Raw genomic sequence first — 14,536 nt, 5'->3', positions numbered from 1 at the left:
GTCGGAACTAAAATCATCGGCAGAAACGAATAGCGGGACTGAAATAGTAAACTAGCACTCGTTTTCCTTTTCAAATTATTAATAATATAATTTTTAGATGCGAGTTTTTATGAAAACTTTGACAAAGCATTATTTAAATCTCTAAAGCTTTGTCAAAGTGTGTTTAATTAATTATTGGCACTAGCGGTTTGATAATCAACATTTGAAACTCTGTAATCTGTTGGCGCAAAACTTTCTGCTGTACTTAAAGCCATTAACAATTCAAACTGCGATGGGTAAGGCGTTTGCAACAAACTTCCCTCTGGTATATATGGAAAGGTTTCCATGTAAGACTGCATTAAACTCGGACTAACTCTTCTATTAATGTACGCTCTTGTTAACTCATACGGATGGCGCAAACCTGCAGCTCCTAAAAGTTCTACTGCACTTTGTACCGTTAAACGATGAAAATTAAATACACGAACGGTTTTATCTTCAACAACTAAACCTTTCATTAAACTAGCATCTTGTGTTGCCACACCAGTTGGACAGGCATTGCTATTACATAACAAAGCTTGCAAACAACCTAAAGCGAACATCATACCACGAGCTGAATAGCATAAATCTGCTCCTAATGCAATATTTTTTACCAAATCAAAACCCGATGAGATTTTACCAGAGGCGATAATTTTAATGTGTTTTTTTAATCCAAAACCGCTTAAAATATCATAAACAAATGCCACGCCTTCACGCAAAGGCATACCAACTGCATTAGAAAATTCTTGCGGAGCGGCTCCAGTACCTCCTTCGCCCCCATCTACTGTAATAAAATCTACATAAATACCAGTTGCTATCATCGCTTTGCAAATGGCTAAAAACTCGGTTCTGCGACCAATACACAATTTTATACCCACTGGCTTACCACCCGAAAGTGTTCTAAGTTGCTGCACAAACTGTATCATTTCTTTTGGATTTGAAAATGCAGAATGTGCAGGCGGAGAATTCACATCAAATCCTTCTTTAACTAACCTAATTCTGGCAACTTCTGGCGTTACTTTTTTAGCGGGCAACATACCTCCGTGTCCAGGTTTTGCCCCCTGTGATAATTTAATTTCGATCATTTTAACTTGATCACTTGTAGATCTTTCGGCAAAAGCTTCTGGATTAAAAGATCCATCAGGTTTTCTACAACCAAAATAACCTGTACCAATTTGCCAAATTAAATCTCCTCCTGGTTGTGTATGATAATCACTAATACCGCCCTCGCCTGTATTATGCGCAAAACCACCCATTTTAGCTCCACCATTTAATGCCAAAACTGCATTTTGACTTAGTGAACCAAAACTCATGGCAGAAATATTATAGATACTGGCATTGTAAGGTTGTTTACAATGTGGGCCACCAACCATAACTTTCGGATTAATATCTAACTCATGATGACTGATTGCCGCAATAGAATGACTTAACCATTCGTATCCGTTTTCATAAACATCTAATTGTGTACCGAAAGGAATTGTATCGTTATCAGTTTTAGCTCTTTGATAAATTAAGGATCTATTAAGACGACTAAAAGGCTTTCCATTGGTATCACTCTCTATAAAGTATTGATAAATTTTTGGCCTCAATTCTTCCATAAAATACCTAAGTCGCCCAAAAACAGGGTAGTTTCTCATAATGCTTCGTTTGGGTTGATACAAATCATAAATACCCAAAATCACGAAAGGTCCGGTAAATAGAAATGTCCACCACAAAAATGGGTGGTAAAGCCCTAACATAATGGTAAATGCGACTAAAAACGCAGCAATGGCAACAAATGCTTTTCTCATAGGTAAAAATTAGGTGTGATATCTACATTGAAGAATCACTATTGAAAAATTCTCTATTTTATAAACTAATCGATGTTCTAAATTTATTCTTCTAGACCACCAACCACTATATTGATGTTTCAAAGGTTCGGGCTTACCTGTACCTTCAAATGGTGTTCGTTCTATTTCTTTGAGCAGAATATTTATCTTTTTAAGCATTGATTTATCTACAGATTGCCAATGCAAATAATCTTCCCAAGCTCCCTCAACAAACAATTTATTCATTGTCTATTAATTCTTGTTTTTGCGTTAGGCCTTTTTCATAATCTTTTAATCCTTTTTCTAACCTAACCGCATTTGCAGGATTTTTTAGCAAATAAAAAGTTTCCTGCATGCTATCGTAATCTGCCTTTGACATTACAACCACATCCTCACCTTTTGCCCTAGTAACAAATAGCGGAGTATGATTTGAAAATACTTTATCCAAATAGAATTTAAGGCTCTGCCTAAATGTAGTATAATTAGTGATTTCCATTATTAAAAAATTGAATTTTAAAGATACAAAATTAAAAATATTGTACAAAATTCTGTACATGTAAATTTTTATATTGTAATGATTAAACATCAACGACCTTAATTTGTTATTTTTGGGTATGCTTATTAAAATATATCCAGAGAATCCAAATCCGAGAGCAATTGAGCAAGTAGTTGAAGTGCTAAAAAAAGGCGGTTTAATTATTTACCCAACAGATACTGTTTATGGTTTAGGTTGCGATATTACCAACCAAAAAGCAATTGAAAAAATTTGCAGATTAAGGGGTATTAAACCAGAAAAAGCTAATTTTTCTTTCATTTGTTCTGATTTAAGGCACATTTCTGATTTTATAAAACCAATTGACACCACCCTATTTAGAGTATTAAAAAAAGCTTTACCCGGTCCATTTACGTTTATTTTTAATGCGAACAATAATGTTCCGAAATTATTAAGTTCTAATAAAAAAACAGTTGGTATACGTGTACCTGATAATGATATTGCAAGAGCAATTGTAGAAGCCTTGGGTAATCCGATTTTATCTACTTCAATTAAAGATGATGATGAATTGATCGAATATTCTACTGATCCTGAATTAATTTATGAAAAATATCAGGAGCTGGTAGATGCAGTTGTAGATGGCGGCTACGGAGACAATGAACCTTCTACAGTAATAGACTGTACTACAGGAGATTTTGACATCATTCGCGAAGGTAAAGGAAATATTGAAGATTATCTTTAACAGCGTTTTTTCTTAACATTAGCAGAAATTTTCCTCACATTTTTCACCTCTAATTTGTTTCCAACGTTTAAATTAACAAATAATTACTTTTAGTTTTCCACAAAGACAATAATTAACAACAAGTTAACATTGCGAATAGGGTTTATCATCTACATTTGTTTAAATAAACAAATTCATATGAAGAAACTTTTACTATTCAATTTTTTAGTATGCTTCTTATTTATCCAAAACTCATTTGGACAAAATTTTACAGCAACTTATACGTTTGCCAACTCTACCTCAACATCTGGCAAAATCGATCCAACTCCAGTTCCTACTGCAACAGGAGTTACATTTAGTTCATTTTCTGCAAGTGCAGCTTTGCCTACAAACCCAAACGCCAGCAGCAGATTTTCGTTTACCAACCAGCCTTTAGGTGCTGCAAACGGCTCTGATATTTTTACAGGAACAGCAGATTTAGGTAAATATTTTGAGGTTACAATTACACCTGCATCTGGCTTTTCGATAGATTTATCAACCATTAAATTTACGGTACAACGCTCTGGAAGTGGTATAAGACAGTATGCAGTAAGATCTAGCAGAGATGCTTATGCAGCAAATTTGCAAGCTTCAATAGCACCAGCAAATGCTGACTTACAAGTTGTAGCTACAAATATTTTTCAGGTTGTAGATGCATCTACCTCTGCTGAAACAGGAACCACTGTTACATTAACTGGCTTTACAGCAATTAATTCTGCAGTAACTTTTAGATTTTATGGCTTTAATGCCGAATTAACTGGCGGTACTTTTAGTATTGATGATGTGATAATTGCAGGTACAGCAAATGCGGGAGGAGATACAACTCCACCAACTTTTACGGCAACTTATCCTAAAAGCAGTAACATCAGCACAAATGCATTTACCTTAACTAGCAATATCAGCGAAGTTGGCACAACCTACTTTGTGGTTTTGCCTGATGGAGCTGTTGCACCAAATTCTTCACAAGTTAAATTAGGAAACAATGCAAGTAATACTGCTGCACTTTATGCCGGAAATTTTGCTAATATCACCGCAAATGCAGATTATTCGAGTAATATTACTGGCTTGTCTCAAAATACAAATTACGATGTTTATGTAGTAGCCGAAGATGGCATACCAAATTTGCAAACAACAGCAACGAAGCTAGATTTATTAACCACAAACGTAGCTACACCTGTAATTACTACCACTCCAACAGCAATTACATTTCCTGGTTTTACAGCACAAAATAAAACCTCAAACTCACAAAGCTTTACCATTACTGGTGCTGATTTACAAAGTGATGTACAAATTGCTTTAACAGGAAATTATTTAATGTCTAAAACCCTAAACGGAACTTACGCAAATACCAATCTAACGTTTTTACAAAGTGAATTTAATGGTGGCACTAGTCAAACTGTTTACGTTAAATTTAATCCACTAAATAATATTGGTGCACAAACTGGTTCGCTAACACTAACTAGTACAAATGCGGCAACTAAAATGGTAAGTTTAGCTGCTGTTGCCATTAATCCATACCTACAAGATTTTAACAATACCAACTTTTTAACCAACTCTGGTTGGAGCCAAGTTAGTGTAAGCGGAACTTTAAATAGCTGGGTTTATACATCAACGGCACCAAACTCTGCTCCTGGTGCTGCTTTAATGAATGGATTTTCTGACACTAATACACCAAGTAACGATTGGTTAATTTCTCCAGCAATGGATTTAACCGCTTTTAACAATTTTGCAACATTGCAATTTTATAGTCGCGAGTTTTTTGCCGGACCAGATTTAAAACTGATGGTTTCTACCACCTATAATGGTTCTGGGGTAATTAATACAGCAGATTGGACAGAAATCAACGGCAATTTCCCAGCTACCACAGGTGTTTGGCAATTATCAGATAACATCAATTTAAACAATTATAAATCAGCAAATACGTATGTTGCTTTTGTTTATCAAACTACAGCTGGCGGCACAAACAACTCATCAGAATGGAAAGTTGATGATTTTAAAGTAGAAAATAAAGCTAATTATTTATCTATCCCAGATCAAACTTTTACTTATGCAGAAACTACTGTAGGTAATACATCCACAAGTACAAATTTTGTTTTAGCAGCTGGCGGATATGGAGACATTACCGTAACTGCACCAACAAATTTTCAAGTTTCTTTAAACAATACTAGCTTTAGTAATAGCATCATTGTTTCTCAAGCAGATGCCTTAGCAGGAAAAACGATATTCATCCGCTTTGCGCCAACTACAAAAACGATTGTATTAACAGGTAAGTTAACTTTTACAGGAACTGGATTAAACACAAGCTTGATTACCTTAACCGGAAGTTCTATTTTAAGATCAGAAACATTTGATATTGCAACTTATAATATTGAATTTTTTGGTACAGATGTTAGAGATGCCTCAAATGTAGAATTCGGACCGACAAATGATGCTTTACAAATCACCAACGTAACTACGGTTTTGCAAAAATTAAACTTAGATGTAATTGCCGTAGAAGAAGTATCTGATTTACCATCATTTAACCAACTTATTGCAAATTTACCTGGTTACGCTGGCACGCTTTCAACTAGATATTCTTATTCATTTGATGCTGCCGATCCAAATTTCCCTCCGCAGCAAATAGGCTTTATTTACAACACTGCAACTGTAACAAAAGTTAGCGAAGAGCCTTTATTTGTAGCTCAATTTGATGCTGCAAGAACAGGAAATACTAGCATTTTCCCTAATTATCCTACTGGTTCTGGCGCTTCATTTTGGTCGTCGGGTCGTTTACCTTTCTTAACTACCTTTACTTCAAATATTGCAGGTAATCCGCAAACATATAGGGTTGTGGTTATTCATGGTAAATCAGCAGGTACAACTGCCGATCATAACCGTAGAGTGTATGACAATAAAGTTTTGTACGATTACTTAAATGCAACTTATCCAACCGATAAGATTATCATTTTAGGCGATTTTAATGACCAAGTTGTGGGTTCAATTAGTTCAAGTCCAACATCAAGTTATAACGTATTTGTATCAGATGCAGCAAATTACACTGCTTTAACACAATCAATAAGTCAAACTCCTGGTTTAGGTACTTTTGTTGGGGGCAACACACCTAGTTTTATAGATCATATCATGATTTCTAATGAACTAAACAACAGTTACATTAGCAATTCAATTGCTATAGAAGATCCGAGATCATATATTTCATCTTACTCTACTACTACCTCTGATCACTTACCTATTTATGCTCGTTTTTCGATCCCACCTTTGCCAACAGCAACAATATCAGGAAACAGCAATGTTTTAGTTGGTGCTACTTCTCCACTAGTTACTTTTACTGGCGCAAGTGGAACTGCTCCTTACACATTTACTTACAAACTAAACAACGGTAGTAACCAAACTATTACAACAAATAGTGGAAACTCGATTACTTTAAGCGTACCAACTGCAGCTGCAGGCACATTTGTTTACACTTTAGTAAGCGTGGCAGATGTAAATGGAAATCAATTACAAACTGGTACAGTAACAGTAAGAGTAAACCCTTTAGCTACAGGTACCATAACTGGTAATAGCAGTGTTTGTATTAACTCAGCACCTCAAAATGTAACCTTTACAGGCGGTGTTGGTACTGCCCCATTCACTTTTACTTATACTGTTAATGGAAGCGCAAACAGAACAATAACCACAACTACCGGTAATTCTGTGTCTATTTCGCAACCAGCTAATGTTGCAGGTTCTTTTGTTTACACATTGGTTCGCGTAGCGGATGCAAATGGATCACAATTACAAACTGGAACCGCTACAATTATTGTAAACTCACTGCCAGTTGTAAACATTAACAGCAACAATACAACTTCAATTTCTAAAGGTAGCAGCGTTGTACTTTCTGCAAGTGGAGGTGTAAGTTATAATTGGCTACCTAACACGGATATTGTAAGCGGACAAACATCAGCTACGCTAACAGTTAGGCCAAAACAAACCACAACTTATACCGTTAACGTTACAAACGCATCTGGCTGTACTGCAAATCAATCAATTACTATTCAGGTAGCTGATGATTATAAAGTAAAACCAATAAATATTTTAACACCAAACGGTGATGGCAAAAATGATAGGTTTATCATTGAAAACATAGATTACTATCCAAACAACACATTAACGGTGTTTGATAGAGCAGGTAGATCTGTATATACAAAAAAAGGTTATGCCAACGAATGGGATGGAACGTTAAACGGGAGTACATTAGCCTCCGACACGTATTATTACATTCTCGATTTCGGACCAAACCTTGGTCAATTTAAAGGCTACATCACATTAATTAGAAACTAAATTGTATTACAGATCATGAAGATTAACTATAAAAAATATCAACAGCTTAGCAATACAGCTTTATTTTCATTGCTAATTACCGCCATTATTTTCATTTCATCAAATGAAGTTAAGGCACAATTAAACCCTTTAAGTTCTCAATATTTCTTAAATCAATATCAAGTTAATCCCGCATATGCGGGATTAAATGATGGTTTAAACGTAAATTTAAACTATCGCAAACAATGGAGCAACATACCTGGCTCACCGAGTACCCAAAACATCACAGCTGATTATAAAATAAACAAAGTTGGATTGGGTGTTAATGTTTATAACGAAAAGGCTGGCTCTTTGCAACGTACCAAAGCCATGGTTAGCTACGCTTATCATTTACCGTTAAACAATGACAACCAAAAATTAAATTTTGGAGCATCTATTGGTATTTTAGATGAAAGAGTTGATTTTAGCCGAATTAACGGAGATATGACCGATCCTTCATTAGCTCAATTTAACAACAAAGGATCTATTTTTGAAGGAGATTTTGGGGTAGCTTATACAAGTAACACATTAAATATTGAAGGAGCAATACCAAACATCAGAAGTTTTATAAAGCAAGAGAATGAAAACAATGTTGATCGATCTCAATTTTATGCTGCTGCGAGTTATAAAATAAACAGCGGAACAGGCGAAAACTCAGTTTTAATAGAACCAAAAGTTGCATTTAGAGGAATTAAAGGTTATGACAACATTTTTGATGCTGGGGCAAATGTAACTTTTGCCGAAAAACTTTTTTTAATGGGAATGTATCACAGTACCAATAGCGCATCATTTGGTGCAGGTATCAATTACAAAAACTCATTGTCGTTTATGGGTTTTTACACCACCGAAACTTCAGCTTTGCAAGGCTCAGCTAGTGGAACATTTGAAATTAGTATTAAGGCAACTTTATTTGGTAAATAACTAAATTAATACGTTAAGTAACCAAGCCGCTTTATGAAAATAGAGCGGCTTTTTTCGTGATCAATTTATTCTTTAAATGCACTGATTATAAAAATCACAACAACCTTTTTAATATGTTTTTTTGAATAAAAACAGCTTAATATGATCAATTTTTATGGCAAAATTGCCCCGAAAAGCTTACTTTTGGGTATGTCGAAAAAAATTAATCTAAGCGTTTTTAGAAAGTTCTTTCATTCGGGTAAAGTTGGTGGAATTATTTTATTGATCTGCGTAATTATTTCATTGGTTATAGCCAATTCGGGAATGTCAACAGCATTTGCTAATTTCTTAGCCACACCTTTCGGTTTTACAAATGGTTTAATTGACTTAACTTATACTACATCTGCGTGGGTTAACGATGGCTTAATGGCTATATTTTTCTTATTAGTGGGTTTAGAAATTAAACGTGAGTTAGTAGAGGGTGAACTTTCGAACCTAAAAAAGGCATCATTACCCGTTTTGGCTGCCATTGGCGGAATGATTGTGCCTGCTTTAATTTACTTTTTCTTTAATAAAAATGAACCAACAGCATCTGGTTGGGGTATCCCGATGGCTACAGATATTGCCTTTGCTTTAGCAATCATCGCCCTGTTGGGTAAAAATGTACCCGCTTCGCTTAAAATATTTTTAGCAGCATTGGCTATAGTAGATGATTTAGGAGCTATTTTAGTTATCGCCATATTTTATACCAATCAAATCCATTGGATGTATTTATTTATCGCGGGAGCGATTTTTGCATTCTTGCTTTTACTTAACTATTTCAAAGTAACATCACTTTGGTTTTATTTGATACCGGGTGTTTTCTTATGGTATTTTGTACATCATTCTGGCATACACGCCACAATTGCTGGTGTACTTTTGGCGTTTACAATTCCCACAAACAATACCGCTATAGAATCGCCGTTAGAAAAACTAGAACATTTCCTTTCTGTACCTGTTAACTTTTTAATTATGCCAATTTTTGCTTTGGCAAACACCAATATCACTTTCGAAAAAGGAATGTTAGCAGGCTTAAATTCGCCATTGGGTTATGGTATTATCATTGGTTTATTTGTTGGAAAAACAATCGGAGTAACATTTTTCTCGTGGTTTGCGGTTAAAATTAAATTGGCCAAACTACCATCTGGCGCAAATTGGAAACACATTATGGGTGTTGGAATGTTGGCGGGCATTGGATTTACCATGTCGATTTTTATTGCCTTGTTATCATTTAGTGACGCTTTTCATATTACAGAGGCAAAATTTGCTATTCTTTGCGCATCGATAATAGCTGGAGTTATAGGATTTGTATTTTTAAAATCGATAAAACCCAAAGTAAAAAAAACATTACTACAACAGCCAATTTAAACACCAAACCATGTCTATAACCAAAGAAGAAGAATTGATAGGAATGCAAAAAGCCAGTGAAGCGGTTGCAGTTACTTTAAAAGAAATGAGAAATTTTGCAAAAGCAGGTATTTCTACCAAACAATTAGATGATTTTGGCGCTGCAGTATTAGCGGATTTTGGTGCTAAGTCTGCTCCATTTTTAACTTATAAGTTTCCAGGCTATACTTGCATTAGTGTAAACAACGAGTTTTGCCATGGTATTCCTTCGGTAAAAAATATACTTAAAGAAGGCGATTTGATTAATATTGATGTATCAGCTGAGCTAAATGGATTTTGGTCTGACAATGGCGGTTCTTTTGTAATTGGAAAGGATATCAACCAACATCAAAAATTAATTAATGCTTCGAGACAAATCCTTCATAAAGCGATACATAATATTAAGGGTGGTGTTAAAATTCAAGACATTGGGCTTTTAATTGAAACTGAAGCCAAGAAAAATGGCTATCGGGTAATTAAAAACCTTACCGGACATGGAGTTGGTAGAAGCTTACACGAAGCGCCAAGCGAAATTGCAAATTATAGAGATCGTTATAATCAAACCAGATTTAAGAAAAATTCTGTGGTTGCTATTGAAACATTTATCTCTACAAATTCTACTTATGCAGAAACTTTAGCCGATGGCTGGACAATGGTTGGTGACAAAGGTGGTTTTATGGCTCAGCACGAACATACGATTGTAGTTACTGATGGTAAACCGATCATATTAACAGAGATGAATGAAATTTGGAATTAGCATTCTAATTTGAATTTACCACATAGAAACATGTTTACCAATATGTATCTATGTGGTTATAAGCAAGTATTACCTAAACTGTTTCATAAAAGCACTTATATTTTCTTCTATTTCGCCTTCGGCGGATAAAGCTTTCACAAAAGCACTCCCTATAATTGCCCCACTTGCATATTCGTTTGCAGAATCGAATGTTTGCTTATCAGATATTCCGAAACCAATCATTAATGGATTGTTTAAATTCATTGCTTGTATACGAGTAAAATACATTCTAGCAGCAGTAGAAACATCTAAATTTTTTCCGGTAGTTGCCGCAGATGATAATAAGTAAATAAATGCATTACTTAAACCGTCTATTTTACGGATACGTTCTTCTGAAGTTTGAGGTGTTACCAAAAATATATTGCTAATTCCATTTTCTTCAAAACACGTACGGTACATTTCTTCGTACTCATACATCGGTAAATCGGGTATAATGCATCCATCAACACCTACTTCCTTGCAAGCTTTACAGAAATTATCTACGCCATATTGTAAAACAGGATTAACATAACCCATTAATAAAATTGGGATAGTAATTGTTTTACGTAGATCTTTTAATTGATCAAACAAAACCTGTAAGGTCATTCCTTGATCTAAAGATTGTTTACTGCTTGCCTGGATAATTGGTCCATCTGCAACAGGATCTGAGTATGGAAAACCAATCTCCAAAAAATCTGCTCCTGATTTTTCTAATGCCTCAGCAATTTTCAGTGTATCTGGCAAATTTGGATAACCAGCTGTATAATATATCGAAAGAATATCTTTCTTTTTATGTTGAAATAGTTGTTGTAAACGGTTCATATCTTGAGATGTGAGATAGGAGATGTGAGATATGAGATGCTTGAAACTTAACAGGTCTCAAATCTCAAATCTAACTTCTCAAATCTAAAGTTTAAAGTGTTTCATATAAGTTTCCATGTCTTTGTCTCCCCTACCGGATAAACAAATTACTACATTTTCATCACCCTTAAAAGTCATATATTCTAAGTGCGCAATTGCGTGAGCGCTTTCTATAGCAGGGATAATTCCTTCTAATTGGGTAAGTAGCAAACCTGCATTTAACGATTCATCATCTGTAATAGAAACATATTCGCAGCGACCAGTTTTAAACAAATGTGCATGTTGCGGACCAATACCAGGATAATCCAAACCAGCAGATACAGAATGTGGCTCTACCACTTGCCCATCAGGTGTTTGCATTAAAATACTTCTACTACCATGCAAAACACCTTCTTTACCTAAATAAGTTGTAGCTGCAGAATAACCAGAACTAACGCCCATACCCGCAGCTTCAACAGCTATAAGTTTTACATTTTCATCATTAATAAAATGATAAAACATACCCGCAGCATTGCTACCACCGCCTACACAAGCCAACACATAATCTGGCTCATCTTTACCTGTTTGCGCTAGCAATTGTTTTTTAGTTTCTTCAGAAATTACCGATTGGAAAATAGATACCATATCAGGATAAGGATGTGGACCAACAACAGAACCAATAATGTAATGTGTATCAACCGGATTATTGATCCAATCTCTCATGGCCTCATTTGTAGCATCCTTTAAAGTTTTACTACCAGATGTTGCTGGTACAACTGTGGCACCTAGCATTTTCATTCGGGCAACGTTTGGTGCTTGACGTTTAATATCAATTTCACCCATGTAAACCACACACTCTAAACCTCTTAAGGCACAAACTGTAGCTGTTGCTACACCATGCTGACCAGCACCTGTTTCGGCAATGATGCGTTTTTTACCTAACTTTTCGGCTAACAAAATCTGCCCAATGGTATTGTTAATTTTATGGGCTCCCGTATGGTTTAAATCTTCGCGTTTAAGAAAGATGTTTGCACCATATTTTTGCGACAATCTTTTAGCCAAATACAAAGGCGATGGACGACCAACATAATCTTTAAGTAGAGCTTTAAACTCTTCTTGGAAGCTAAGCTCGTTAATAATACCTAAGTATTGCTGCCTTAATTCTTCTACGTTTGGATATAACATTTCGGGAATGTATGCTCCTCCAAAATCTCCGTAATAACCTTTTTCGTTTACAAAATAGCTCATAATTTTATCATGTGTTGTCATTCAGAGCGTAGCGAAGAATCTTTCTTAAGAGATGCTTCGTGCCTCAGCATGACAATATTAAGTATTCATCTCTTTAAATAATTCTTTTAACTTTTCAATGTCTTTTAATCCAGGTTCTAATTCGAATTTGCTGTTTATATCTATCGCGTACAAACGCGGATCGATAATTTCTTTAATAATACCTGTATGTACTAAATCAATTCCACCACTTAAAAAGTACGGTTTTTCGAATGTGTAGTTTTCCAATAATTTCCAATCAAAAACTTTACCCGAGCCACCATGTGCAGGTGTTTGTGTATCGAACAAAAAATAATCAACAACGTTTAAATAAACTGATAATCTATTGAAGTCGAAATTTTCATCAACCCCAAAAGCTTTAATTATTTCTACACCAGCTGATTTGAGCTCTTCGCAATAACTAGCATCTTCATTACCATGTAATTGTACTGCTTTTAAATTGTATTTAATGATGTATTGTTTTACGATTTGTAAATCTTCATTTACAAAAACACCAGTTGTTTTAATTGTTGATGGCACATATTTAATCAGCTCTGCAGAAACCTCAGTAATAAAACGCGGTGATTTTTGGTAGAAAATAAAACCTAAATAATCAGGGTGTAACTCTGCTACCGAAGCGATGTTACTCGCTTGCCTCATTCCACATACTTTAATTTTTACTTCCATTTTATTTAAACTTTGCGTCACCCTGAATTTATTTCAGGGTCAGTTCTGCTTAGCAGATGCTGAAACGAGTTCAGCAGGACGCCCATTTTTTATACAGCTATCAATTTTTTAAAACTTTGTAATGCTTTTTTCTGCATTAATGCTTCTTCTGCTTCGTAATAACAATCAGCAAATGGGGCATTGTCTTTGATGGTTTGAATAGCTAATGCAGCGTTACATAAAACAACATTTATTTGTGCATCAGTACCTTCTCCATTTAAAATATCAACAAATATTTTTGCCGATGATTCTACTGTATCACCGCCTTGAATTTCTGTTTCAGTAATCTCTTCAAACCCTAAATCGCTGATTTTATTTAAAGCCTCTCCTTTTTTACTAAAAGTTTTGAAATCGCATGTCATTGATACTTCATCAAAGCCATCAACAGCATGTATAATGGTATAGTTTTTATCAGTTTGCTGGTATAAATAAGCGTACAACCGGGCTAATTCTAAACTAAACACTCCAACTATTTGGTTTTTGGGCTGTGCCGGATTAACCATTGGCCCTAACATATTAAAAAATGTTTTTACGCCTAATTCCTTTCTAATAGGTGCCACCGTTTTCATAGCTGGATTAAATAATGGCGCATGTAAAAAGCAAATACCAGCTTGTTCTAAGCTGCGTTTTAAAGCATTTTCATCATTGGTAAAAGTATAGCCCAAATATTCCATCACGTTAGATGATCCACAACCAGAGGACACTCCATAATTGCCATGTTTAGCAACTTTATAACCAGCACCAGCTACAACAAATGATGCTAATGTTGAGATGTTAAAGGTATCTTTTCCATCGCCACCAGTACCACAAAGATCAACCAATTCAAACTCAGATAAGTCAATTTTAAGACATAAATCTAACATCGCATCGCGGAAGCCTTGCAATTCGTCTACTGTAATATTTCTCATACCAAAAGCAGTAATAAATGCTGCAATTTGAGATGTATTAAACTCTCCTAAAGCAATAGAGGTAAGTATTCGTTGTGCTTCGTCTTTACTAAAGGTTTTATTTTCGAACAGATGATTAAGTATTTTTTTCATCAATTAATTTATAGTTTTTATGGTTGATGGGAACTCTCCCTTTAAATCAGGATTAGTTCATGGTTTTAAAACAAAAAGGGTTGCTTTTTTACGAGCAACCCTTTATATATTTTTTTAAAAAATAAACGTACAAAAAAGGATTACATCACGCTA

General features: G+C 35.0%; 12 protein-coding genes. 5 read left to right on the top strand and 7 right to left on the bottom strand.

Annotation, left to right across the window (positions count from 1 at the left end):
• Positions 1–167: 167 nt before the first annotated feature.
• The 3 genes from FA045_RS08610 to FA045_RS08600 are packed head-to-tail and all read right to left on the bottom strand — an operon-like array spanning position 168 to position 2,319.
• On the bottom strand, positions 168–1,805 hold the full coding sequence (locus tag FA045_RS08610) for an FMN-binding glutamate synthase family protein (protein WP_136876532.1): 1,638 nt from the start codon (positions 1,803–1,805) through the stop codon (positions 168–170).
• Between the two features lie 9 nt (positions 1,806–1,814).
• Positions 1,815–2,069 (bottom strand): Txe/YoeB family addiction module toxin, encoded by a 255-nt coding sequence (locus tag FA045_RS08605; RefSeq protein ID WP_136876530.1) that lies wholly within the window; start codon positions 2,067–2,069, stop codon positions 1,815–1,817.
• Positions 2,062–2,319, bottom strand: a complete 258-nt coding sequence (locus tag FA045_RS08600) for a type II toxin-antitoxin system Phd/YefM family antitoxin (RefSeq protein ID WP_136876528.1) — start codon at positions 2,317–2,319, stop codon at positions 2,062–2,064. Before FA045_RS08600 ends, FA045_RS08605 begins: the two co-directional genes overlap by 8 nt.
• 118 nt (positions 2,320–2,437) lie before the next feature.
• On the opposite strand from FA045_RS08600, the gene FA045_RS08595 reads away from it, so the two are divergent.
• The 5 genes from FA045_RS08595 (at position 2,438) to map (ending at position 10,493) form a co-directional block, all read left to right on the top strand.
• Positions 2,438–3,058, top strand: coding sequence for an L-threonylcarbamoyladenylate synthase (locus FA045_RS08595; protein WP_136876526.1), 621 nt, complete (start codon positions 2,438–2,440; stop codon positions 3,056–3,058).
• Between the two features lie 177 nt (positions 3,059–3,235).
• On the top strand, positions 3,236–7,393 hold the full coding sequence (locus FA045_RS08590) for a T9SS type B sorting domain-containing protein (protein ID WP_136876524.1): 4,158 nt from the start codon (positions 3,236–3,238) through the stop codon (positions 7,391–7,393).
• Positions 7,394–7,408: 15 nt separating this feature from the next.
• Positions 7,409–8,332: a PorP/SprF family type IX secretion system membrane protein gene (locus FA045_RS08585; protein WP_136876522.1), complete on the top strand. Its 924-nt coding sequence runs from the start codon at positions 7,409–7,411 to the stop codon at positions 8,330–8,332.
• A gap of 189 nt (positions 8,333–8,521) precedes the next feature.
• Complete coding sequence (gene nhaA, locus FA045_RS08580; protein ID WP_136876940.1) at positions 8,522–9,718, top strand: Na+/H+ antiporter NhaA; 1,197 nt, start codon at positions 8,522–8,524, stop codon at positions 9,716–9,718.
• A gap of 10 nt (positions 9,719–9,728) precedes the next feature.
• On the top strand, positions 9,729–10,493 hold the full coding sequence (map, locus tag FA045_RS08575; protein WP_136876520.1) for a type I methionyl aminopeptidase: 765 nt from the start codon (positions 9,729–9,731) through the stop codon (positions 10,491–10,493).
• A 69-nt stretch (positions 10,494–10,562) separates the two neighbouring features.
• Here the strand turns inward: map and trpA are convergent, their stop codons facing one another.
• The 4 genes from trpA to trpD all read right to left on the bottom strand — a co-directional run bounded on the left by trpA (position 10,563) and on the right by trpD (position 14,383).
• Positions 10,563–11,333 carry a tryptophan synthase subunit alpha gene (gene trpA / locus FA045_RS08570; RefSeq protein ID WP_136876518.1) on the bottom strand — a complete coding sequence of 257 codons (771 nt, stop codon included), beginning with the start codon at positions 11,331–11,333 and terminating at the stop codon, positions 10,563–10,565.
• A gap of 84 nt (positions 11,334–11,417) precedes the next feature.
• On the bottom strand, positions 11,418–12,599 hold the full coding sequence (gene trpB, locus FA045_RS08565; protein ID WP_205943127.1) for a tryptophan synthase subunit beta: 1,182 nt from the start codon (positions 12,597–12,599) through the stop codon (positions 11,418–11,420).
• Between the two features lie 78 nt (positions 12,600–12,677).
• Entirely contained in the window at positions 12,678–13,304 is a 627-nt protein-coding gene (locus FA045_RS08560) for a phosphoribosylanthranilate isomerase (RefSeq protein WP_136876516.1), read from the bottom strand.
• Positions 13,305–13,393: 89 nt separating this feature from the next.
• On the bottom strand, positions 13,394–14,383 hold the full coding sequence (gene trpD / locus FA045_RS08555; RefSeq protein WP_136876514.1) for an anthranilate phosphoribosyltransferase: 990 nt from the start codon (positions 14,381–14,383) through the stop codon (positions 13,394–13,396).
• Positions 14,384–14,536: the final 153 nt, after the last annotated feature.

Origin of the sequence: Pedobacter cryotolerans, assembly GCF_005116475.1 — a bacterium.
GTDB lineage: Bacteria > Bacteroidota > Bacteroidia > Sphingobacteriales > Sphingobacteriaceae > Pedobacter > Pedobacter cryotolerans.
The sequence above is the reverse complement of the archived record's forward strand: the minus strand, read 5'-3'. Positions and strand labels throughout refer to the sequence as shown.